Source organism: Nitrospirota bacterium (genome assembly GCA_040752355.1).
GTDB lineage: Bacteria > Nitrospirota > Thermodesulfovibrionia > Thermodesulfovibrionales > Dissulfurispiraceae > JBFMCP01.
Window position 1 is genome coordinate 1 of sequence record JBFMHE010000010.1, and the last position, 22,227, is coordinate 22,227.

At 59.7% G+C, this 22,227-nt stretch carries 20 protein-coding genes; 19 read left to right on the top strand and 1 reads right to left on the bottom strand.

Annotated elements, in window-relative coordinates:
• Nucleotides 1-147: 147 nt before the first annotated feature.
• The gene (locus AB1805_08575) at nt 148-1,071 is read right to left on the bottom strand and encodes a TIGR01212 family radical SAM protein (GenBank protein ID MEW5745470.1); all 924 of its coding nucleotides are present in this window, start codon (nt 1,069-1,071) and stop codon (nt 148-150) included.
• Between the two features lie 165 nt (nt 1,072-1,236).
• Here AB1805_08575 and AB1805_08580 point away from each other — a divergent pair, with 165 nt between their 5' ends.
• The 19 genes from AB1805_08580 (at nt 1,237) to nrfD (ending at nt 22,220) form a co-directional block, all read left to right on the top strand.
• A complete protein-coding gene (locus AB1805_08580; protein MEW5745471.1) occupies nt 1,237-2,610 on the top strand; it encodes a class II fructose-bisphosphate aldolase in 1,374 nt (457 codons plus the stop codon).
• A gap of 96 nt (nt 2,611-2,706) precedes the next feature.
• Complete coding sequence (locus AB1805_08585; protein MEW5745472.1) at nt 2,707-4,020, top strand: phosphoglycerate kinase; 1,314 nt, start codon at nt 2,707-2,709, stop codon at nt 4,018-4,020.
• A gap of 50 nt (nt 4,021-4,070) precedes the next feature.
• Nucleotides 4,071-5,276: a 6-phosphofructokinase gene (locus tag AB1805_08590; GenBank protein MEW5745473.1), complete on the top strand. Its 1,206-nt coding sequence runs from the start codon at nt 4,071-4,073 to the stop codon at nt 5,274-5,276.
• A 32-nt stretch (nt 5,277-5,308) separates the two neighbouring features.
• A complete protein-coding gene (gene pfp / locus AB1805_08595) occupies nt 5,309-6,586 on the top strand; it encodes a diphosphate--fructose-6-phosphate 1-phosphotransferase (protein ID MEW5745474.1) in 1,278 nt (425 codons plus the stop codon).
• A 761-nt stretch (nt 6,587-7,347) separates the two neighbouring features.
• A complete protein-coding gene (locus tag AB1805_08600) occupies nt 7,348-8,043 on the top strand; it encodes a PEP-CTERM sorting domain-containing protein (protein MEW5745475.1) in 696 nt (231 codons plus the stop codon).
• Nucleotides 8,044-8,056: 13 nt separating this feature from the next.
• Complete coding sequence (locus AB1805_08605; GenBank protein MEW5745476.1) at nt 8,057-10,129, top strand: multicopper oxidase domain-containing protein; 2,073 nt, start codon at nt 8,057-8,059, stop codon at nt 10,127-10,129.
• Nucleotides 10,130-10,264: 135 nt separating this feature from the next.
• Nucleotides 10,265-11,779, top strand: a complete 1,515-nt coding sequence (locus AB1805_08610) for an efflux RND transporter periplasmic adaptor subunit (GenBank protein ID MEW5745477.1) — start codon at nt 10,265-10,267, stop codon at nt 11,777-11,779.
• Nucleotides 11,772-15,140, top strand: coding sequence for a CusA/CzcA family heavy metal efflux RND transporter (locus tag AB1805_08615; GenBank protein ID MEW5745478.1), 3,369 nt, complete (start codon nt 11,772-11,774; stop codon nt 15,138-15,140). Before AB1805_08610 ends, AB1805_08615 begins: the two co-directional genes overlap by 8 nt.
• A complete protein-coding gene (locus tag AB1805_08620; protein ID MEW5745479.1) occupies nt 15,140-15,667 on the top strand; it encodes a TlpA disulfide reductase family protein in 528 nt (175 codons plus the stop codon). Before AB1805_08615 ends, AB1805_08620 begins: the two co-directional genes overlap by 1 nt.
• 105 nt (nt 15,668-15,772) lie before the next feature.
• Complete coding sequence (locus tag AB1805_08625) at nt 15,773-16,288, top strand: nitrous oxide reductase accessory protein NosL (protein ID MEW5745480.1); 516 nt, start codon at nt 15,773-15,775, stop codon at nt 16,286-16,288.
• Between the two features lie 35 nt (nt 16,289-16,323).
• Nucleotides 16,324-16,812, top strand: coding sequence for a nitrous oxide reductase accessory protein NosL (locus AB1805_08630; GenBank protein MEW5745481.1), 489 nt, complete (start codon nt 16,324-16,326; stop codon nt 16,810-16,812).
• Nucleotides 16,813-16,917: 105 nt separating this feature from the next.
• On the top strand, nt 16,918-17,148 hold the full coding sequence (locus tag AB1805_08635; protein MEW5745482.1) for an Lrp/AsnC ligand binding domain-containing protein: 231 nt from the start codon (nt 16,918-16,920) through the stop codon (nt 17,146-17,148).
• A gap of 1 nt (nt 17,149) precedes the next feature.
• On the top strand, nt 17,150-17,599 hold the full coding sequence (locus tag AB1805_08640) for a hypothetical protein (protein MEW5745483.1): 450 nt from the start codon (nt 17,150-17,152) through the stop codon (nt 17,597-17,599).
• Nucleotides 17,596-17,940, top strand: a complete 345-nt coding sequence (locus AB1805_08645; protein MEW5745484.1) for a YraN family protein — start codon at nt 17,596-17,598, stop codon at nt 17,938-17,940. Before AB1805_08640 ends, AB1805_08645 begins: the two co-directional genes overlap by 4 nt.
• A gap of 101 nt (nt 17,941-18,041) precedes the next feature.
• The gene (locus AB1805_08650) at nt 18,042-18,926 is read left to right on the top strand and encodes an aminotransferase class IV (GenBank protein ID MEW5745485.1); all 885 of its coding nucleotides are present in this window, start codon (nt 18,042-18,044) and stop codon (nt 18,924-18,926) included.
• Nucleotides 18,883-19,593 (top strand): deoxyribose-phosphate aldolase, encoded by a 711-nt coding sequence (gene deoC / locus AB1805_08655; protein ID MEW5745486.1) that lies wholly within the window; start codon nt 18,883-18,885, stop codon nt 19,591-19,593. Before AB1805_08650 ends, deoC begins: the two co-directional genes overlap by 44 nt.
• Nucleotides 19,594-19,681: 88 nt before the next feature.
• Nucleotides 19,682-20,155, top strand: a complete 474-nt coding sequence (locus tag AB1805_08660) for a multiheme c-type cytochrome (GenBank protein ID MEW5745487.1) — start codon at nt 19,682-19,684, stop codon at nt 20,153-20,155.
• Nucleotides 20,152-20,937, top strand: a complete 786-nt coding sequence (locus tag AB1805_08665; protein MEW5745488.1) for a 4Fe-4S dicluster domain-containing protein — start codon at nt 20,152-20,154, stop codon at nt 20,935-20,937. The genes AB1805_08660 and AB1805_08665 overlap by 4 nt, the downstream gene beginning before the upstream one ends.
• Before the next feature lie 2 nt (nt 20,938-20,939).
• Complete coding sequence (nrfD, locus tag AB1805_08670; GenBank protein MEW5745489.1) at nt 20,940-22,220, top strand: NrfD/PsrC family molybdoenzyme membrane anchor subunit; 1,281 nt, start codon at nt 20,940-20,942, stop codon at nt 22,218-22,220.
• Nucleotides 22,221-22,227: the final 7 nt, after the last annotated feature.

Here is a 22,227-nt window from a genome sequence, read left to right on the forward strand (position 1 = left end):
CTGCCGTGCCATGATAATGTCCCTTCCTGCCATCGCTGCCTCCTTACTTAAAAAGAAGCAGTTTAGCACCTCCTCAATAGGACATTTCTAAATTGGCAACTGAGGACATTATCATTTTGGCGTTACATGAGGCGGTAAAAACGGCCACTATCCTCTCACGCACCCGCACTTCGCCCCCTGCCAGGCGTCCCGCAGCGCGAAGCGGTGTTCAATATCGCGGATGATCTCCTGCCTGTTCCTGCCCCAGAGCGGCGCGATCAGGATATCGTCGGGCGCTGTCGCAAAGAGCCGCTGCAGCACGATATCCGGGGAGAGGCGTTCGATGAAGTCGACGAGGAAATCGAGGTACTCCTCGTAGCCGAAGACCGGGAAGGGCTCCCGCTCGTACAACTGCGCGAGGGGCGTGTCTTTCACGACCTGGAGCTGGTGGATCTTGAGAAACCGCAGGGGGAGGTTCGAGAGTTCGTCAGCCATGGCGAGCATCTCTTCCCTGGTCTCGGTCGGAAATCCGACGATGATATGGGCGCCCGTATGGATACCCCGGTCCCTGGTGAGCGCAAGGGCGTTGAGGAAGGTCCGGTAGTCGTGCCCTCTCAGGATGAAGTCGAGCGACTTGTCGTAAACGGACTGTATGCCGTACTCGACGAGGATGAAATGATCCCTGGCGAGACGCTCGAGGAGCGCGATCTTCTGCTCGTCGATGCAGTCCGGCCTGGTGCCGATCGCGAGGCCTATGATCGAGGGTACGGCGAGCGCCTCCCGGTAGACCTTCTCGAGCTCCTCTATCGGGGCATAGGTATTCGTGAAGGGCTGGAAATAGACGAGGAACCTGCCCGCCTTGTAACGGCCCGAGAGGTAGCGGATTCCCCGCTCGATCTGGTCGGTGAGCGATATCTCCGGGGTGCACGCGGAGGGCCTGAAGCTGTCGTTGTTGCAATAGATGCAGCCGGTCACCCCGAGGGTGCCGTCCCTGTTGGGGCAGGTGAAGCCTGCGTCCACATTCACTTTATAGACCGTCGTGCCGAAGCGCTTCTTCAAATAAGGCCCGAATGCGTTAAATCTGCTCGCCATTATCACTCAATTATCAAGTTTTGATCGCCCGAATGTCAAATAACCGGGCAAAACATCTTTGTTTATAAAAGGGAAAGAATTATTTTTTCTGTTTTATCATTGTCCATGTTTTGCTATAATTTGTAATAGTTTCATTTTTCTCTAAATTTCTTCCTGGGAGGGTACATGACTATACAAGGACTCATGGAACAGGGGTTGAAGGATGTCGTCGAGGTGAGGGATGGAGCGGTAGCGGTAAAGGACAGGAACGCCGTGCGGAACATGATGGATCAGTTGATCTACAACGCGGTGTTCGAGCCTGACGACGAAAAGAGAAAGGCGCTCTTCATCCTGGTCAAGGAGATCGCCAAGGCCTGCGGCGCCGTGCCTGCGTCGATTCAGGGGCTGTATGAAGAGATGGGGAGAAATTATCCGGGATTCACGGTCCCGGCGATGAATATAAGGGGGCTTACCTACGATACCATACGGGCGGTCTTCAGAAAGGCGCAGGAGCTGAAGTGCGGTGCTATGATCTTCGAGATCGCCCGGTCCGAGATCGGCTACACGAAGCAGCGGCCGCTCGAGTACGCGACCGTCGCCCTCGCCGCTGCGGTGCGGGAGGGGTACGAGGGCCCGGTCTTTGTGCAGGGAGACCACTTCCAGCTCGTGAGAAAGAACTACCTGAGCGGCCCGGATCTGGAGATCAACTATATCAAAGGGCTCATCGCCGAGGCGATCGAGGCCGAGTTCTACAATATCGATATCGACACTTCGACGATCGTCGACCTCGACAAGCCTACGGTCAAGGAGCAGCAGCGGCCCAATTTCGAGAGGACGGCGGAGCTTGCGGCGCATGTCCGGCAGATGCAGCCGGCGGGCATCGATGTCTCGATAGGCGGCGAGATCGGCGAGATCGGCAGCAAGAACAGCACGGTCGAGGAGCTCGAGGCCTATCTCTCCGGCTTCCAAGAGACCTTCAAGGGCGCAAAGGGCCTGAGCAAGCTGAGCGTCCAGACCGGCACCAGCCACGGCGGCGTAGTGCTGCCCGACGGTACGCTCGCCAAGGTCAAGATCGATTTCGACACCCTCCGGATACTCTCCGACCGGGCGCGGAAGCAGTTCGGACTCTCGGGCTGCGTGCAGCACGGCGCCTCCACGCTTCCGGAAGACGCTTTCAACATGTTCCCCGAGACCGGGACCTCGGAGGTCCACCTGGCGACGGGGTTCCAGAATATGGTTTACGACAGCAAACACCTTCCCAAAGAGTTCAGGGACGAGGTCTATGCCTTCATCAAGACCGAATACGGCAAGGAGTGGAAGGAGGGCCAGACCGAGGAGCAGTTCTTCTACAGCACCAGAAAAAAGGGCTTCGGGCCCGTAAAGAAGAAGTGGTGGGACCTTCCGGCCGACGTCAAGGGTCCGATCATGAAGGAGCTGGAAGAGAAGTTCGGCCATCTCTTCGAGAAGCTCAAGGTGACCAACACCGTCGATATCGTGAAGAGGACGGTGAAGCCGGTGGCGGTCAAGAAGGAGATCAATACGAGCCTGTTGGGCTTGTAGTCCCGTCTTGCTGTCGAGGGGTTGAGGCCGGCGCTCTCTTGAGCGCGGCCTCGGCCCTTTTTACCATTAATACCCGCTCTTTTCCGGAGGTTGACCATGGAACGGCAGGACGTGGACCCGGGACTCCCCCTCATCCAGGATGCTGACCTGAACGGCAAGGTCGTCCTGGTCAGGTTTGACCATAATGTCGTCAAGGACGGCGCGATCAAGGACCCCTACCGGATCGACCGCTCGATCGGAACGCTCTTCAATATCGTCGAGCGCGGCGGCAGGCCGATCCTGATGACCCATGTAGGACGGCCTAAAGATAAAAAGACGGGGGAGATCACGTGCAGACCCGAGGAGTCGGTGGAGCCTATCGTCGAGTACCTCGAGCACAAGCTCCACACGAGATTCCATATCCCCCGGTTTGCCGTGGATCCGGCCCTCGGCATTACGAGCATCGATACCTCGATCAATATCGCCATACGCGACCTGAGGGCGCGGAACATCGGCGGCATCTACCTGCCCAATACCCGCTGGTTCCAGGGGGAGGAGGCGAAGGGCGAGGCGCGGGAGCGGCTCGCGCTCCAGCTCGCCGGCCTTGCCGACATCTATGTCAACGACGCCTTCGGCTCGTGGCAGGCCCACGCCTCGACCTATGAGGTGACCAAACATCTCCCTTCCTACGCGGGGTTCCTGATGCAGCAGGAGATCGCCAGGCTCAACGCGGTCATCAACCCCGAGCGCCCCTTCGTCGCGGTCGTCGCCGGCGCGAAGTACGACACGAAGATAGGCCCGCTCTACGCGATCTATGATAAAGTAGATAAGCTGATCCTCGGCGGGGTGATCTACAACGCCTTCCTCTGCGCGAAGTACGGGGTGACCGTGAAGGGGGTCTCGGAGAGCGATATCATCGCGGCAAGAGAGCTGGTCGAGAAGGACCGGGTGAACCGCAAGATCGTCGAGCTTCCCTATGTCGTGGAGTCCGATACGCTCGAGGGCAAGGTGGAAGGGAAGTACCGGACGCTCTCGATACGGGATTTCAGGCAGGGCGCCGGCTATAAGTACCTGCTCGACATCGATCCGAAGTCGTTCGAGGACCGGCTCGTCTCCGAAACGATCTCGGCGGCGAGGACGATCTTCGTCAACGCCGTGATGGGATTCACGCCCCATTTTACCGAGGGCTCGGCGGCGCTGGACGGGACGATCGACCAGAACAGGAGCGCGCTCAAGATGTACGGCGGCGGCGATACGCTGCAGGAGTTCAAGAATCTCTGCCCCGGTCTTTACCTCTCCGTGCTGGATAATGCACAATATTACTTCTTCACCGGAGGGGGGACCGTGCTGACCGCCATCGAACAGGGCAGCCCCTACGGCCTCAAGCCGGTGCAGGCCCTGCTCGAAAACAAGAGAGTTACGGTTCGCTAGCTTTTTGTCGATAATAGATATTACGGGTAGAGGAGGAAGTAATGGCGAGCATCAAGAGGATCGGTGTCATAACCAGCGGCGGTGATTGCGGCGGCCTCAATGCGGTCATCAAAGGGATGTCCCGCGAGGCGTATTTTCACGGCATCGAGTCGGTCGTCATCCCCAACGGCTACGCAGGGCTCTACAACCTGGTCGATCTCGAGAATGTCGTGCTGCTCAATGCGGAGCGGGTCAGCAGGATCGAGGCCTCCCTCGCAGGCTCCGAAGCGGGCCACTCCCGGGTGAAGATCAGCAAGATAGCGGACCCGAACAAATACGAGCGGATCAAGGCAGGGCTCAGGAAGTTCGGCATCGACGCCCTCGTTATCAGCGGCGGCGACGATACGGGGAGCGTGGTGGTAGACCTCAACTCCCAGGGCATCCCCTGCATTCACGTCCCCAAGACCATGGACCTCGACCTCCAGCCCTACAGCGTCGGCGGCGACTCCTCGGTGAACAGGATCGCCGAGTTCACGAGGGACCTCAAGACCACCGGGCTGAGCCATAACCGTATCCTCATCATCGAGGTCTTCGGCCGCTATGTTGGCCACACCGCGCTCCGGGGCGGCGTGGGCGCCGAGGCCGACTGCATCCTCATCCCCGAGATCCCGGTCGATCTCGATGTCGTCTACGACCACATGAAGACCACCTATTGCAATAGAGTGCTGCGGAGCGATGTGAAGGCGGGAACGTATATGATCGTGGTCGCCGAGGGTATCAAGAACGCCAGCGGCGAGATGCTCTTCGACGAATCCGCAGGCGTCGACGCCTTCGGCCATAAGAAGCTCGCCGGCGCCGGAAGATTCGTGCGCCAGCAGATGGAAAAGCGGTTGAAGGGCGACCCCGAGATCAAGGAGTTCATGAAACAGACCGGCATGTTCGCCCCCGGCGTCTACGAAGTGCCGGAGGCGCGCGAAGTGACGCCGGGCCACCTGGTGCGGTGCGGCGGCTCTTCGGCCTATGATGTCAATTTCGGCTACAAGGCAGGCGCTGCCTCGGTGCTCCTCCTGCTCCAGGGCAAGGCGGGCGTCACCGTCGTGGATGTCAACGGCCATAAGATCTGTTACATGCCTACGGCCGAGGCGATCAGGCGGCGTGAGGTCGACCTCAACGAGATCGCCCTGTATGAAAGCCTGGGCACCTGCTTCGGGAGAAAGCCGCAGCCCTTCGCCTTCGAGCTGATCGAGAAGAGCGGAGCTGTCGGCAGACACCTGTAAGGCCCCGGGACGCGAGATATGAGAGGATGGTAATGAATAGAAAGGAAAACGGGATCGTAGGGATAATCGTGGGCGGCGGTCCTGCGCCCGGCATCAACGGCGTCATCAACTCGGTTACGATCGAGGCCGTGAACCAGGGCAAGAAGGTGGTCGGCATCAAGGGGGGGTTCAAACCCCTTTTTGACGGCAATACCGATTGCGCGCTGCCCCTTACTATCCAGGACGTCTCGAGGATCCACACCCAGGGCGGCTCGATCCTGAGGACCTCCCGCGAGTATCCCGACAAGGTGAAGCAGAAGTTCAAGACGCTGATGTCTACGCTCAAATATATGGGGATCCAGCACCTCGTGACGGTCGGCGGCGAGGGCACGCTCTTCATGGCCAACTGGATCGAGCGTGAGTCGCGGGGATTGATGAATGTCGTTCATGTACCCAAGACTATCGATAACGACATTCCGCTGCCGGGCGGCGTCGCCACCTTCGGGTACCAGACGGCGCGCCATATCGGCGTCCAGATCGTCCAGAACATCATGGAAGATGCGAAATCGACGGGGCGGTGGTACTTCATCACCACCATGGGCAGGCATGCCGGCCACCTTGCCCTCGGTATCGGCAAGGCCGCCGGCGCAACGCTCACCCTTATCGCCGAGGAGTTCCCCGAAGAGAAGCTTTCGCTGAAGAAGGTCTCCGACCTGATCGCCGGCTCGATGATCAAGCGGATGGCCTACGGCATCGACCACGGCGTGGTCGTCCTCGCCGAGGGCGTCTCCGAGAAGTTCGACCTCGAGGAGCTGAGCCAGCACGAGCAGCTCGAGAAGGACGAGACCGGAAGGATACGCCTTTCGGAGATACAGCTCGGCCGCGTCCTGAAGAACTTCGTGCACAGGACCCTCGATGGCCTGGGGATGAAGGTGACCGTCGTGGACAAGAACATCGGGTATGAGCTGCGGGCCGCTCCGCCCATCCCCTACGATCTCGAATACACGCGCGACCTCGGCTACGGCGCTATCCGCTATCTCCTCAAGGGCGGCACAGGGGCGATGATCGTCCTGATGGACGGCCACCTGAGGCCGATCCCCTTCGTCGAGGTCGTGGATTACGCGACGGGAAAGGTAAAGGTCCGGACCGTCGATATCACCTCCGAGACGTACGAGGTCGCCCGCAAATACATGATACGGCTCAAAAAGAGCGATTTCGAGGGCGAGACGCTCGAGCGTCTTGCCCATACGGTCAACCTCTCCCCCGCTGCATTCAAGGACCGCTTCGAGTATCTGGTCGGTCTTCCCAGCCCTGCCTCCTTCGGTTCATAAATCGGGCCGGTACGCCTCACCACAGGCGCACAGCAATTTCTGGTATCCGGGGAGATAAAAGATCTCTCTGCGTTCCCCTCTGACTGCAGGACCGGCCGGATTTTACCTGCTCCGAGGTGGTCTTGCGGATTTTCCGTCCCTCGTGCTGCCCGGCCCTGTCGCCGCAAAGCTCGGCATTCTTGATGCTGCAAACGGCGTTCCGCTCGAGCAGCCCTTTTTTCATGAAAAAAGAGCGCTATCCGCACCGCTGCCCCCGACGAAGAAGTTGACAATCCGTCTTCTTTCGCTAAAATTTATTTTGGGAGGTAAGTAGAAGCTTGCGTCCTAGCGACTTCAATCGGTATCGTTTCAACCGGGCGATAAGGAGACGGATTGTCAATTTCATGACATTGATTGAAATGACATGGTTCGTGTCAAAACAGGCAGGCCAAAAATGATTCATATAGCGCTCTCTAATATTAAGTCTTTTTAATTTTAAGCACTTTCGAGTCCGGCATCTATTATGCATACAAGTTTTAACCTAAGTTGCCTTTGGAGCCGGGCTTTTTTGATGCCCGCAACGGTGTATATAGGGATAGAGCCGCTCAGCCGGATGCGTTGCCGGCTGGAACCGGCCGGAACAGGAAAGAGGGGGCAGCGAGACGAGACATCGAACAGGACGCTTGGAAGGAGGTGGAAGGGGGACACGCCGGCAGAACAGACTGAAGCCGTCGATTTAGGGGCTGTGACCGTTTCCCCGTAAAGAGGGGGAAAACAGCGGGTTGAACCAGAAGGCGAAGAGCCCGGTTTTCGGAAAAAAACAACAAGAGCGGAGGCTGGTTATGAGAGGGAAGACAACGCGTACTAATGCTTTGAGCAGTTCTTTTTTCAAGGGACTTCTTGCAGTGGTGATGCTCCTTGCCTGGGGGCTGGGGGCGGTATCGGCAGAGGCGATGCCGATCGAGTACCGGTTCTCGGGGCTCGCAGACGGTGCTTTTTATACAGATCCTGCCATGCCTACTGACTTTACAGACAATCCTTTTGTGATCTCATTCAAAACCGATACGAGCGCCATAGATTTTTCAATCCCGGATACGGCGTTCATTTCCGGGCTCAATGGCACGGTATCATTGATAGGCTTAGGTAATTTTACCTTTGCCGGCTTGCTCACGCTCTACAGTATTATCCCGGAGGGTACCATCGGTGTGGCTGATGAGAGCACGCAGACCGATCTTTTTGCCATGCCTGCGGTGGCCCCGGGATATGATTTATCGACGTACTTCACCTCCCCGATTACCGATGTCGTTAACTGGAGTTTTGCCGATATCTCGATGAATGACGGATTCTTCCTGACTCTGGAAGCGTACGATGTAACGTTCTCGGCCGTCCCCGAGCCCTCTTCCGTGCTGCTTCTGGGCGGCGGAGCGCTGGGACTGCTCTTCTTCGGCAGGAAGCTCAGACGGCAGCATAACCCATAGGAGGGAGGATGCTATGATAACGAGACGTCAGTTCCTGAAATATTCGGCGATTGCAGGAGCGGCGGCAACGCTCCCCCTGGGGTTCGGCGTGCGCCCCGCGCGCGCAGCGTTTCTCGGCAGCCCGTCACTGCAGAAGTTCGCACAGCAGCTGCGCGGCATCGAAACGATCCCCGTGGCAGCCTCGGACGGAACGAGGATGTGGGGCAGCACGGAAGCGAAACACTACACCATCAGTATTACGCAGATCCAGGATACGCTCCATCCTTCCTTCGCGCAGTCGACCACGCTCTGGGGCTTCCATCCCGAGAACGTCCTTGTTCCGGGCACCGCGACACCGCGCCATCTCGGCGGCATCATCGTCACCAAGAAGGGCATGCCGGCTCAGATCACCTTCAAGAACAACCTTCCGTCTGCGCACATTCTCCCCGTGGATAACACGGCCACTCCCGGCAAAACGCTCGCCCACAACCGGGCAGCCGTGCATCTCCACGGCGGGCTGGTTCCCTGGATCAGCGACGGCGGGCCCTTCGACTGGTGGACTCCTGCCGGGGTGAGGGGCGACAGTTTCATGCACCATGTGCTGAATCCGTCGCTCGCTCCCAATGAGGCTGAGTACTACTACCCCAATAACCAGAGCGCGCGCATGCTCTGGTACCACGACCATGCCTGGGGCATCACGCGCCTGAACGCTTACGCCGGCATAGCGACGGCCTACATCATCAGGGACGACTTCGAGAAGGGGCTCGTCACGAACAACGGGCTGCCGGACTATATCGAAAACGGCGGTTTCGAGCTGCCGATCGTCATCCAGGACAAGGTCTTTGTCGGCTCGGATATCGGGACGACCGATCCCGGCTGGACGGCTCTCCCGGTGCCGCAGACCGCCGGGAGCCTCTGGTACCCCCATGTCTACGATTCGAGCATATTCAAGCTGAAGCTGGGCGGTAATCCCCCGGCCGTATCGCTGGTGACCGAGTTCTGGGGCGACACCATGCTCGCCAACGGCACGGTCTATCCCGAAGCGACCGTAGAGGCGCGGCCCTACCGGCTCAGGCTCTTGAATGCCTGCAATGCCCGGTACCTGAACCTCCAGCTCCTGGTCGAGCAGGGCCCCGACAGCGTCGCGTACGGCATCAACAATGATCCGCTGAACGCAGCGGGACCCGATTTTCTCCTGCTCGGCACAGAAGGGGGGTTCCTCCCCAGGCCGGTGCTTCTTCCTGGAAAGAGGGCGTTCGACCCGGTTGCGGTCAACGGCGCCCTGCTCCTCGGTCCGGCCGAGCGCGGCGACGTTGTCGTGGATTTCTCGAACTTTGCAGGCCAGAGCCTTATCCTTTACAACGATGCTCCGGCGCCGTTCCCTGGCGGCGACCCGCTCTTCGACTTTATCAGCGGACCGGCGAACGGCTTCGGTCCGACGACCCGGCAGATCATGCGCTTCAACGTCGTTCAGGCGCAGGGCACGGTCGCGCCGGTCACTATCTCGACATCGACGGACCTCACTGCCGGCAATGACCCGCTCTTCTTCGACCCCTACGCACCCGGCCAGACGGCCTATCCGGTGTTCAATCAACCGGTAACGCGGACGAGGAATCTCACCCTCAACGAGGCCTTCGACGAATACGGCAGGCTCATGCCGCTGCTCGGCACGACCACGCCGCTCAGGAGAGGGACCTACGGGAGAAAGCTCGACGACCCGGCGACCGAGACGCCGACCGAAGGAGACGTGGAGGTCTGGAACATCTTCAATCTCACGGGCGATACCCACCCGATCCATTTCCACCTGGTGAACGTACAGGTCATCAGGAGGCAGTCGTTTAAGCTCTACCTCGGCCGCTTTGTCCTCACCGGCACTGCGCGCCGCCCCGAGCCTTACGAGTACGGATGGAAGGAGACGGTGAATATGCATCCCGGCGAGTGCATCACCCTGATCATGCGGTTCGATCTGCCCCAGGTGCCCTTCACCGTTCCGCCGAGCCCGAGGACCGGGGGCAATGAGTATGTCTGGCACTGCCACATACTGGAGCATGAGGAGCACGACATGATGCGGCCCCTCGTCGTGGCCTCCAAGCCGACGACGCCGTAGTGCGCCTTTGCAGAGTATCGAGGAGCCCCGCACAGCGGCTGTGCGGGGCTTTTTGCGGACGGGAGTAAGCCGGCCGGTGACGGCCCCGCCGTTGCGGAACAGTAACAGTAACAGTAACGAGGTATAATACGCTGCATGAAAAAGGGCGCTTACGGGCTTGTCATCATTGCCGTCGCTGTCTTCGCTTTTATTGCCGGCTCGTGGTATGCCCGGTCCTCGGGGAAACACCCAGGGGCAAAGGAGCGCGCGGTCCTTTACTACGTCGATCCCATGCATCCTTCCTATAAGTCCGATAAGCCGGGCATTGCGCCCGACTGCGGCATGAAGCTCGAGCCCGTCTATGCCGAAGGGAGCGGGCAGGCCGAGGGAGAGGACGAGCGTGCCCGGCAGGCCCCCGGCGCCGTGCAGATCAGCCTCCAGCGGCAGCAGCTCATCGGCGTGAAGCTGGCCAAAGTGGAAAAGAGGGCGACAGCCCACTCGCTGAGAGTGCTCGGCAGGGTGGCGGTTGATGAAACGAGACTATACCGCATTAACGCCACTATCGAAGGCTGGATAACGAGGACCCTGCCCATTGCGGCCGGTGACTTCGTCAAAAAGAACCAGATCCTTGGCGCCTTCTACAGTACGGAATTCCTTTCGGCAGGCAAATCGCTGCTCTATGCCCTCGGCTCCAGGGACCGCGCAGCGCCCCGCGACGTGCAGAGCCTGGTGCGCGCCGAGCAGGCGGACCAGCTCGACCTCAGCATCCAACAGCATGTGGACGCCCTCAAGAATTTCGGCATGAGCGAAATGCAGATCCAGGAGATGATCAGGACACGGAAATTCACGGAAGATGTCTATATCGTCTCTCCTGCCGACGGCTTTATCGTCACCCGTAATATTTCTGACGGACAGCGCTTTGAAAAGGGCACGGAGCTCTTCAAGATCGCCGACCTGAGCCGCGTATGGATACTGGCCGATATTTATGAAAACGAGGCGCACTTTCTGAAGCCGGGCATGACGGTGCGCGCCTCCCTGCCGAGCCAGAAGATATCTTTCCCGGCGAGGGTGAGCAGCGCCCTGCCCCAGTTCGACCCGGTCTCGCGGACCCTCAAGGTGCGGCTCGAAGCGGACAATCCGGGTTACCTCCTCAAGCCGTACATGTTTGCCGACATAGAGCTGCCGGTTACGATGCCGCCGTCCCTTGTCGTTCCTGCCGACGCTGTCGTCGACTCCGGCATGAGAAAGCTTGTCTACGTCCACACCGGCAAGGGGCATTTCGAGCCCCGCATGGTCGGCACCGGCTGGCGCATGGGGAACCGGATAGAGATAACAGGCGGCCTGATGCCGGGAGAGGAGATCGTCATCGCCGGCAATTTTCTTGTCGACTCCGAAAGCCGTATGAAGGCGGCGGCAGCGGGCATCTACGGCATGTCGGCCAAAGATCCCGTCTGCGGCATGTATCTCGACGAGGGAAAGGCGAGGGCCGCGGCCAGACAGAGCGACTACCGAGGTGCAACCTACTTCTTCTGCTCTCCTGAATGCAAGCTGGACTTCGAGAAGGATCCGAAAAAGTATACCGCCGGAGGGAGCGGCAGCAGCAAACCCCGGAGCAGCCGGGGCGCCATGAATCCAGGCCATACCGCTTCCCCAGGCGCCGGCCATGATTAACCGCATCATCGACTTTTCGGTCAGCAACAAGCTCATCGTCTTCATCCTCGTGGCCTTTGCCGTCCTGGCGGGGTGGTGGTCGATGAAGAGCGTGCCCCTCGATGCGATTCCTGACCTCAGCGACACCCAGGTGATCATCTATTCGCGGTGGGACCGGAGCCCGGATATCATCGAGGACCAGGTCACCTATCCGATCGTCTCGGCCATGCTCGGCGCGCCGCGGGTGAAGACGGTCCGCGGCTTTTCGGACTTCGGCTATTCTTTCGTCTATGTCATCTTCGAAGACGGCGCCGACATCCACTGGGCGCGGTCGCGCACCCTCGAGTATCTTTCCGGCGCTCTCTCCCGCCTCCCCGAGGGAGTCAGGACAGAGCTCGGGCCTGACGCCACAGGGCTCGGCTGGGTGTTCCAGTATGTCCTCGTCGATACGACCGGCAAGCGGAGCCTCGCCGAGCTGCGCACCTATCAGGACTGGTATCTCCGCTACCATCTGAAGTCCGTAACCGGTGTCGCCGAGGTCGCGCCGGTCGGCGGCTTCGTGCAGCAGTTCCAGGTGAATGTGGACCCCAACCGGCTGCAGGCATACGATATCCCTATCAGCCGCGTGGTCGAGGCGGTGCGGGGCGGCAACAACGAGACCGGGGGACGGCTCATCGAGTTCGGCGGCACCGAATACATGGTGCGCGGCCGCGGCTATGCGACCTCCCTTGCCGATATAGAGAATACCGTCCTTGTTACGAGCGAGAACGGCACGCCGATTCGCGTCAAGGATATCGGGCAGGTGGCGCTCGGACCCGATCTGCGGCGGGGGCTCTCGGATCTCGACGGAGAGGGCGAAGCGGTGTCCGGCATCGTGGTCATGCGGCATGGGCAGAATGCGGTCGAGGTGATCGAGCGGGTCAAGGCGAAGCTCGAGGAGATCGGGCCCGGTCTGCCGGAGGGGGTCAGGATAGTCCCGGTCTACGATCGCTCCGAGCTCATTCAGAGGGCCGTCGACAACCTGCGGTCCACCCTGATCGAGGTGATCGTCACTGTCTCTCTCGTCGTCTTCGTCTTCCTCTGGCATATCCCGAGCGCGATGATCCCGGTGCTGACCATCCCTATTGCCGTGATCATCGCGTTCATTCCCTTCAAGGCGTTCGGCATATCGGCGAATATCATGTCCCTCGGCGGCATCGCCATCGCCATAGGCGCGATGGTCGATGCGGCGATCGTCGTCGTTGAGCAGACGCACAAAAAGCTCGAGCATTGGGAGCAGGGCGGCCGCAAGGAGGATCGCCGGACCGTTATCGTTGCCGCGGTAAAAGAGGTGGCCGGGCCGAGCTTCTTTGCCCTGCTGGTCATAGCGGTCTCGTTCCTGCCGGTCCTCACCCTCGAGGCCCAGGAGGGCCGCCTCTTCGAGCCCCTCGCGTATACCAAGACATTCTCAATGATCGTTGCCGCGGTGCTGGCGATCACCCTCGATCCGGCGCTCCGGCTGGCGCTCACGAATCTGAGGAGCTTCGGCTTCAGGCCGTTCTGGCTCTCGAGAGCAGCGAATGCGGTCCTCGCAGGGAGGATCCACGCGGAGGAGAAGCATCCCGTCAGCCGCTTCCTGGTGAGGGCGTACGAGCCTGTTGTGCGCTTCTCCTTGCGCTCCAAAAAGGCGGTCATCGCGGGCTCGGTCATCGCGACGCTGCTTACGGCAGCGGTCTTCATCTTCCCGATGTTCGGCATCACGCTCTTCCCCTCGATCCAACTGGGCAGCGAGTTCCTGCCGTCCCTGGATGAGGGGGCGCTGCTCTATATGCCTTCGACGATGCCGGGAATATCAGCCACCGAGGCACAGCGGCTGCTCCAGATTACGGACCGGATCATCAAGCGCTTCCCCGAGGTGGATCGCGTGCTGGGCAAGGCCGGCCGTGCAGAGACATCGACCGACCCGGCGCCGCTCTCGATGCTCGAGACCGTCATCACGCTGAAGCCGAAGTCGGAGTGGCGGAAAAAGGAGACCTGGTATTCGGCATGGGCGCCGGCATGGGCGAAACCGGTGTTCCGCCGCATCACTCCGGACCATATTGCCCGGGAAGAGCTGATCGAGGAGATGAACCGGGCGCTCCGGATCGCCGGCGTATCGAATGCCTGGACCATGCCGATCAAAGGGCGCATCGACATGCTCACCACCGGCATACGCACTCCCGTCGGACTGAAGATTTCGGGTGCGGACCTCTCGAAGATAGAGGAGATCGGGACGCAGGTCGAATTCTATCTCTCTTCGGTGAAAGGGACCCGAAGCGTCTTTGCCGAACGTACGGGAGGCGGCTATTTTCTCGACTTCGCCTGGAACCGCGAGGAGCTCTCCCGCTACGGCCTGAATATCGATGAGGCCCAGGCGGTGGTGCAGAACGCGATCGGCGGAGAGAATGTGACGACCGTGGTGCAGGGCCGCGAGCGCTACCCGGTGAACGTACGATACATGCCTGACTTCCGCTACGATATCGGGTCGCTCGGCCGCGTGCTGGTGCCTGCCGCCGACGGCAAGAGACATATCCCCCTCTCGCAGCTCGCTGAGATCAGGGCCGAAAGCGGCCCCTCGATGATCCGGAATGAGAATGGCCTGCTCACGGGATATATCTATGTCGATATCGCGGGACGCGACCCGAGCGGCTATATCAAGGAGGCGGGCCCCCTGCTCAGGGATTTCGTATCCCTGCCGCCCGGCTACGCGATCGCCTGGAGCGGGCAGTACGAGGCGATGGAGCGGTTCTGGCAGCGCTTTCTCCTGGTGGCGCCGCTGACCGTCTTCCTGATCCTCTTCCTCCTCTACCTGAATACGCGGTCCTTTGCCAAGACATTCATCGTACTGTGCGCGGTCCCTTTTTCGGCGATCGGCGCATTCTGGTTTCTTTATCTCCTCGACTATAACATGAGCGCCGCCACCTGGGTCGGCCTCATCGCGCTGCTCGGCGTTGATGCCGAGACAGGGGTCTTCATGCTCCTCTATCTCGACCTGGCGTATGCCGAGGCGAAAAAGGAGGGGCGGATGAAGAGTCTCGCCGATCTGCGGCAGGCGATCATGAACGGTGCGGCAAAGAGGCTCAGGCCGAAATTCATGACCGTCGCGACCATGGCGATAGGGCTCGTCCCGATCATGTGGGCTACCGGCGCGGGCTCGGATGTGATGAAGAGAATCGCCGCCCCGACGATCGGCGGCATCTTCACCTCCTTTCTGCTCGAGCTGGCGGTCTATCCCGCGATTTATGAAGTCTGGAAGTGGGACCTCGGCCTCAAGAGGCAGTCCCGGCCCGAGATGGCGACTGATGGCCGGGCAGCTCTGCAGCAGGACGGAGACGACCTGATCGATGCAAAGGGAGGCGGCTGATGAGCGGGCGTTTTGTGTATTGGCTTAAGCGGGTCGTGGTTGTTCTTCTGTTCATAGCGGGCATAGGGGGCTCTCTGCCGCCCGGCGCCGAAGGGATGCGGGGCTCGACGCTGCAGATCGGCGATTCCCCTCCGAAGATCGTCCTGTCGGATGTGCAGGGCCGGCCGGTTGCGCTTTTCGACGAGATGCGGGGCAAGGTGGTTGTCCTCCATTTCTGGGCGAGCTGCAAGCAGTGTCTCGAGGAGGTGCCGCTGCTCAACTCTTTTTACCGCAGCCATAAGGATAAAGGGCTCGTGATCCTCGCCGTGAACGTCGGGCAGTCCAAGGAGTGGATCGAGAAGTTCTTGAGGGAGGTGAAGGTCTCCTACCCGGTGCTGCTCGATGCGAATATGAAGGCGGCGCGCAGCTACGGAGTTCGGGCAGTGCCGCAGACCTTCATTATCGACAGGAAGGGGCTCATACGCTACAAGATCCTCGGCGGCGTTACCGAGAAGACGCTGAAGCGAAGCGTTCTCGGCCTCCTCTAAGGCGGAACGCCCTCCGGATTGAAAAACGGCGATTGAAGATATAGTATTATCTAAAGTCCTGATTTTAGGCATGGCCTTGCATCTATTGTTTGAGGAGGAATACGTATGAAGAGAGCGAGCATTGTTACTGTCGTGTTCTTACTCGCCGCAGCAGCGGCAGTCGCCTTCGCGCAGGAGGACATCAAGAAGGCGCAGGCGTGCAAGTATTGCGGCATGGACCGGGAGAAGTTCAGCCACAGCAGGATGCTGATCGATTACGACGACGGTGTTTCAGTAGGGACCTGCAGCATTCACTGCGCTGCCGTCGATCTCTCCCTCACTATCGACAAGACGCCGAAGATGACGGGCGTCGGCGACTTCGCCACGAAGAGGCTCGTCGATGCTGAAAAGGCGTACTGGGTGCTCGGGGGCAGCAAGCCGGGCGTGATGACGAAGCGGGCGAAGTGGGCGTTCGGGCAGAAGGGCGATGCCGAGGCCTTCATGAAGGAAAACGGCGGGAAGCTGGTCACCTATGACGAAGCGATGAAGGCAGCCTACGAGGACATGTACCAGGATACGAAGATGATCCGGGACAAGAGGAAGATGATGAAGATGAAGAGCACGGAGCGGCACGCGCAGTAGCCGCGTGTGGTGGTCTAACGATGATGAGATCGTTTATGAAGAGGCCGGAAACGGTAATAGGCGCAGCCCTCGTGGCAGTACTCTTCACGCTATCGCCCTTTGCTGCCGGTTCCGCCGAAGGCCCTCTCAAGCCCTCTCCGAAGGACAAGTGCCCTGTCTGCGGCATGTTTGTCGCCAAATATGTCGACTGGATCGCCGGCGTCACGTTCAAGGACGGCTCCTCCGCGATATTCGACGGGGCAAAGGATATGTTCAAGTATCTCTTCGCTATAAAGAAATACGCTCCGGCACGGAACCGGCAGGATATCGAAAAGATATACGTCACTGACTACTACACCCTGAAGATGGTCGACGGAACCAGGGCTCATTATGTGATCGGCAGCGATGTCTTCGGCCCCATGGGCAGAGAGTTGATTCCCTTTGCCAGGGAAGCGGATGCCCGCGAGTTCCTGAATGACCATAACGGCAAAAGGATACTCACCTTCAAGGAGGTCACGCAGGGTATCGTCGCCTCGCTCGACTGAGACGGCGCACGGCTGCTGATCCGGAGCCTGCCTGCATCAAGGTTTTGTAGAAGGAGATAAAAATTCGTATAATTTTAGTAACGTTATGCGAAAACGGAGGATGTCATGGCACGTGTCTACCTGCTGGTCAATGTCTTGCCGGGGAAGGATGTTTCGATCAGGGATTCGCTCAGGGGAATAAAGGGAGTGGTGAACGCGGACCTGGTGACCGGCCCTTATGATATCATCGCGGTGCTCGAGGCGCCGGACTCCTCTGAGATCTTCAATAATATCATTAAGAAGATCAGAAGGCTGAAGGGCATAAACCGCACCGAGACCTTTGTAGCGATCGAGTAGTATGCAGCCTCCCGGCGCCGATATAGAGCGGGCTGAGCGGCTGAGGGAGGTCTTCCAGAACCTCTACGAGGTGAACAAGAGAATCCCTGTCATTGTCGAGGGCAGAAGGGATGTGAGCGCCCTCAGGAAGATCGGCCTCATCGGCGAGATCATCCCCCTCCACGGCGGCAAGGGGTTCTACGAGTTTTCAGAGGATATCGCCGAGCGTTTTCACCGGGTGCTCCTCCTCATGGATTGGGACGAGAAGGGGGAGCAGCTTCTGAAGACCCTCTCGGTGCACCTGAAAGGCCATTGGGAAGAGTTCGCCCCGTTCAGGGAGATCATAAAGGTGCTCTGCCAGAAGGATGTGAAGGATATCGAGGGCGTCCCCGTCCTCCTCGAACGGCTGGCCGGCGCTGAGGTGACCGTGGGCGAGCCGGAAGAGGGCGAGGGGTTCCGGGACGATTTATGATACAATCCTTCGGGCAGAGGGGCGAGGAGCTCGCCGTCGCCTATCTGAAGGGCCGGGGGTATGCCATCCTCCACCGCAACTACCGGACCCCCCTCGGCGAAGCGGACATCATCGCCAGGCACGAGGGGGCGCTCGTCTTTATCGAGGTGAAGGCCCGGAGCACCGTCGCCTTCGGCCAGCCGTTCGAGGCGGTGGATCTCCGCAAGCAGGAAAAGCTCAAGAAGATCGCTCTTTATTATGTGAAGCATAAGAAGGTCGATGCGCCGGTCCGGTTCGATGTCATAAGCATCATAGCCGGGAATGGAAAGGAAGAGATAAAGCATATAAGGGAAGCCTTTTGAAGGCCGTAACGCGTGATGCGTAAAGCGTAACGGGATAGGGGAGTCTTACCGGTGACCGATTCAGTACCGATCACGCATCACGGATTACGGATCACGAAATCATGTTTGTTTACCTGAACGATAAGGTTGTGCCTGCTGCAGAGGCGAAGGTCTCGGTCTTCGATCACGGTTTTTTGTACGGTGACGGGATCTACGAGACCCTGCGCGTTTATGACGGCGTCGTCTTTCTCCTCGACGAGCACCTGGAGCGGCTCTACCGCTCCGCCTCGCTGATAGGGCTCGATGTCCCGAAGGACATAGCCGGGATAAAGCTGGCCCTCTACGAAACGCTCCAGGCGAACGAGCTGAAAGAGGCGTATGTGCGGCTGACCGTTTCGCGGGGCGAGGGCGAGATAGGGCTCGACCCCGCGCTCTGCCGGCAGCCGACCTTCGTCGTGATAGCCAAGGAGCTGAAGGAGTATCCCCGCTCCTACTATAGTGAGGGGATCGATATCATCATCGCGGAGACGAAAAGAAACCATCGCGAGGCCCTCAACCCCCAGATCAAGTCGCTCAACTTTCTGAACAACATCCTCGCCAAGATCGAGGCCAGGCATGCCGGGGCCTACGAGGCGATCATGACCAATGTAGACGGCTTTCTTGCCGAGGGCACCATCAGCAATATTTTTTTCGTAAAGGACGCGGTCCTCTGTACGCCCTCGATCGAGGTCGGCATTCTCGACGGCATAACACGGCGGCTCGTCCTGGACCTGGCGACCCGCACCAGTATCGAAGTCAGAGAGGGCGCATTCACCCCCGACGACCTCTTCAACGCAGCGGAAGTGTTCATCACCAACACCACCATGGAGGTAATGCCGGTGAGCAGGGCGGGGGGGATATCGTTCAGCGTCGGGGAGACGGCAAAGCTGCTCCACACCTTGTATCGACAGGAGGTTAACGGGTATGTCAGAGAGAAAAAGGGAGAGGGCCCCTCGCTATGGCAGTAAGAAGCTTGCTCCTTCGGACCTTGCGCGGTACATCGACCAGAGCCTCTTGACCCCCTCGGCAACCGAAGCCGATATCATAACGCTCTGCAAAGGGGCTATCAAGTACAACTTCTACGCTGTCTGCGTCCAGCCCTACTACGTGCCGCTCTGCAAGGCCATCCTGACCGGATACGATACAAAGGTAGTGACGGTGATCGGCTTTCCCCACGGCATGACCATGAGGAACGTCAAGGTCTACGAGGCGGGCCAGGCGGTGCTCTTCGGCGCGCAGGAGCTCGACATCGTCGTAAATATAGGGGCCGTGAGGTCGGGCAATTTCGACTTCGTCATAGAGGAGGTTACCGAGGTCGTGAACGCGACGAGGTCCGCGGCCCACAAGATCATCCTCGAGACCTGCTACCTCGATGAACGGGAAAAAAAGGCCGTCGCCGAGATCGCCGCCGCCTGCGGGGCGGGGTTCGTCAAGACCTCCACCGGGTTCGGGACCAGGGGCGCGACGATAAAGGACGTGAAGCTGCTCAGGGAGATCGTGAAAGACCGTGCGGGAATCAAGGCCTCCGGCGGCATCAAGACCCTTGAGCAGATGGTCAAGTTCATCGATGCGGGGGCGTCGCGCATCGGCACGAGCGCAGGCGTCGAGATCATGAAAGAGGCGCTGATCGCGTAACAAGTACACGGAGCGGACACCCCCGCGGCAGAGACCGCAGGGGTGTTTGTTTTTTGGTATAATGGAACATTACCTGGGGAGGTAATGTATGGGAAGCCATGTTCTAAGACCCCTCTTTGTGGTCGTCGGGCTGGTGGCGCTGGTCCTGATCGCCCGGATCTTTGTTGTGCCGGAGGATTTCGGCGTCGGCGCGCGGGGGTACATGTACGGCTGGCACCGGCCGGGCAACGAAGAGGACTGGAAGAATTTCACGGTCAAATACCGGACTGCTGAATACTGCAACGGCTGCCACGCCGATAAGTACACGAGCATCGGGCAGTCGGCCCATGCGGCCATCAGCTGCGAAAACTGCCACGGCCCTGCCGGAGAGCACCCCTCCGATCCCCCGAAGCTCGCCATCGACAGGAGCAGGGAACAGTGTCTCAGATGCCACTATCCGCTTCCCTATGCTGCGAGCGGAAGAGGGGGTATCAGGGGCGTAGACCCCGGGCAGCACAATCCGGGCGTCGAGTGCTCGGCATGCCATAATCCGCACCATCCTTCGCTGGAGGGCCTCAAATGATTACGAGAAGGAATTTCCTGCGCTCCGCGCTCGCGGGCGCTGCGGGGCTGGCGCTGCCGATCACCGCGCTGGAGCTGCTCGGTCCCCGCCGGCTGCGGGCCGAGAGGTACGATTCGTCCGGGGTGCGGTGGGTTTTTCTCGTGGATACGTATAAATGCGTCGGCTGCGGCCTCTGCGTCAAGGCCTGCAAGCAGGAGAACGAGATCCCCTATGATGCGAACGTCACGCGGACCTGGGTCGAGCGCTACGTCCTGACCAGGGACAACAGGCTCTTCGCCGATTCGCCGAAGGGCGCGCGGGACGGCTTCATCACGAGCAGGATCGACCTCGGCCAGGGCAGGTACCAGGATATAAAAAAGGAAGACATAAAGAAGGCGTTCTTCGTTCCCAAGCTCTGCAACCAGTGCGAGAATCCTCCCTGCGTGCAGGTCTGTCCCGTGGGCGCGACCTACCAGGCGGCTGACGGAGTGGTGCTCGTCGACCGGAAGTGGTGCATCGGCTGCGGCTACTGCATCATGGCCTGTCCCTACGGCGTGCGCTTCTTCCATCCGAACTACCATGTTGCGGAAAAATGCAACTTCTGCTACCACCGGATCACCAGGGGGATGAAGAGCGCCTGTGTCGATGCCTGCCCCTTCGGCGCACGGCAGATCGGGAATATCAAGGACCCGGACGACCCGGTCACGAAGGTCATCATGACCGAGCGGGTAGCGGTCCTGAAGGAAGAGTACGGGACCAAGCCGCAGGTCTACTACCTGGGCCTGAGCAAGGAGGTGCGTTAGCCATGGTGCATGGAGAGGCCTGGACCCTGAAAGAGCTCTTCACCTATCCGAACGAGTATATCTACTGGAGCATCCAGATCGTCATGTACCCCTTCATGACCGGTCTCGTCGCCGGCGCCTTCGTGCTCTCGTCGCTCTACCATGTCTTCGGCATCAAGAAGCTCAAGGATATGGCGCGGTTCTCCCTCGTCTTCTCGTTCGCGCTTCTGTTCGTAGCGCCCATGCCGCTCCTTTTCCACCTGCAGCAGCCGCTGCGGGGGCTGTATGTCTTCATGACCCCGCACTTCACCTCGGCGATCGCGGCCTTCGGCATCGTCTTTTCGACCTACGGCGCGATAGTGGCGTCGGAGCTCTGGTTCGTCTACCGGAGGCATTTTGTCGAGGCCGCGCTGCCGCTCAAGGAGAAGTCCGGCAAGAGCCCGGTCGAGTGGTTCACGTATCTCGTCTTCTGCGCCTTGACGCTCGGCGTGTATGACGTGAGCGAGAAATCCCTCGAGAAAGACGAAAAGGCGGTCAAAGTCCTTGCCGCTGCGGGCATCCCGGTGGCGCTCTTTCTCCATGGCTACGCGGGCTTCATCTTCGGCTCGGTCAAGGCGAACGCCCTCTGGATGACCCCGCTCATGCCGGTGATCTTCATCATGTCCGCGATCGTCTCCGGCATCGCCCTCTGCATGTTCACCTATATCGTTGCCATGGAGCTGAGAAAGCTGTTCAGTGCCTCAAGGAGGCGCGCTGCGTTCCGTGCTCTCCCTGCCGATCACTCCCCCGCTCACCAGGGCAGGTCACTGCAGGGCGCCGAGCCCGGAGTGATCCAGATTACGTCGCGCTACTTGCTGCTCTTCCTCGTCGCAGCGATAAGCCTCGAGCTCCTGGACCTTATCTTCAGGGGCTATACGGCGGTGAAGTCGTGGGATGTCCTGAGGAGCGTCATCTACGGCAAGGATTTCATCAGTATCTTCATCCTGCAGTACGGGCTCGGCAATCTTGTCCCCCTGATTCTTTTCCTCATGCCCGGTCTGACGGTGCGGCGCGCCCTGCTCGGAACGCTCCTTGTGCTCTTCGGCGTTTTCATGATGCGGTGGAACGTGGTCATCGGCGGCCAGGCCTTCTCGCTCACCTTTGCGGGATACATGCACTATCACCTGCCGATCATCCCGCACGACTACGAGACCTTCAAGGAAGGCCTCGCCGGTGCGCTCACCGTAGGGCTCATGCCCTTTCCCCTCTTCTGGGTGATGTCGAAGATATTCCCCGTGTTCGACAGCGGCGGGAGACATGAGTGACAGCCGC

Bases quoted from the DNA above. Each gene is read 5' to 3' on its own strand.
- AB1805_08575 (MEW5745470.1), bottom strand. From the start codon at position 1,071: ATGGCGAGCAGATTTAACGCATTCGGGCCTTATTTGAAGAAGCGCTTC.
- AB1805_08580 (MEW5745471.1), top strand. From the start codon at position 1,237: ATGACTATACAAGGACTCATGGAACAGGGGTTGAAGGATGTCGTCGAG.
- AB1805_08585 (MEW5745472.1), top strand. From the start codon at position 2,707: ATGGAACGGCAGGACGTGGACCCGGGACTCCCCCTCATCCAGGATGCT.
- pfp (MEW5745474.1), top strand. From the start codon at position 5,309: ATGAATAGAAAGGAAAACGGGATCGTAGGGATAATCGTGGGCGGCGGT.
- AB1805_08605 (MEW5745476.1), top strand. From the start codon at position 8,057: ATGATAACGAGACGTCAGTTCCTGAAATATTCGGCGATTGCAGGAGCG.
- AB1805_08610 (MEW5745477.1), top strand. From the start codon at position 10,265: ATGAAAAAGGGCGCTTACGGGCTTGTCATCATTGCCGTCGCTGTCTTC.
- AB1805_08615 (MEW5745478.1), top strand. From the start codon at position 11,772: ATGATTAACCGCATCATCGACTTTTCGGTCAGCAACAAGCTCATCGTC.
- AB1805_08620 (MEW5745479.1), top strand. From the start codon at position 15,140: ATGAGCGGGCGTTTTGTGTATTGGCTTAAGCGGGTCGTGGTTGTTCTT.
- AB1805_08625 (MEW5745480.1), top strand. From the start codon at position 15,773: ATGAAGAGAGCGAGCATTGTTACTGTCGTGTTCTTACTCGCCGCAGCA.
- AB1805_08630 (MEW5745481.1), top strand. From the start codon at position 16,324: ATGAAGAGGCCGGAAACGGTAATAGGCGCAGCCCTCGTGGCAGTACTC.
- AB1805_08635 (MEW5745482.1), top strand. From the start codon at position 16,918: ATGGCACGTGTCTACCTGCTGGTCAATGTCTTGCCGGGGAAGGATGTT.
- AB1805_08640 (MEW5745483.1), top strand. From the start codon at position 17,150: ATGCAGCCTCCCGGCGCCGATATAGAGCGGGCTGAGCGGCTGAGGGAG.
- AB1805_08645 (MEW5745484.1), top strand. From the start codon at position 17,596: ATGATACAATCCTTCGGGCAGAGGGGCGAGGAGCTCGCCGTCGCCTAT.
- AB1805_08650 (MEW5745485.1), top strand. From the start codon at position 18,042: ATGTTTGTTTACCTGAACGATAAGGTTGTGCCTGCTGCAGAGGCGAAG.
- deoC (MEW5745486.1), top strand. From the start codon at position 18,883: ATGTCAGAGAGAAAAAGGGAGAGGGCCCCTCGCTATGGCAGTAAGAAG.
- AB1805_08660 (MEW5745487.1), top strand. From the start codon at position 19,682: ATGGGAAGCCATGTTCTAAGACCCCTCTTTGTGGTCGTCGGGCTGGTG.
- AB1805_08665 (MEW5745488.1), top strand. From the start codon at position 20,152: ATGATTACGAGAAGGAATTTCCTGCGCTCCGCGCTCGCGGGCGCTGCG.
- nrfD (MEW5745489.1), top strand. From the start codon at position 20,940: ATGGTGCATGGAGAGGCCTGGACCCTGAAAGAGCTCTTCACCTATCCG.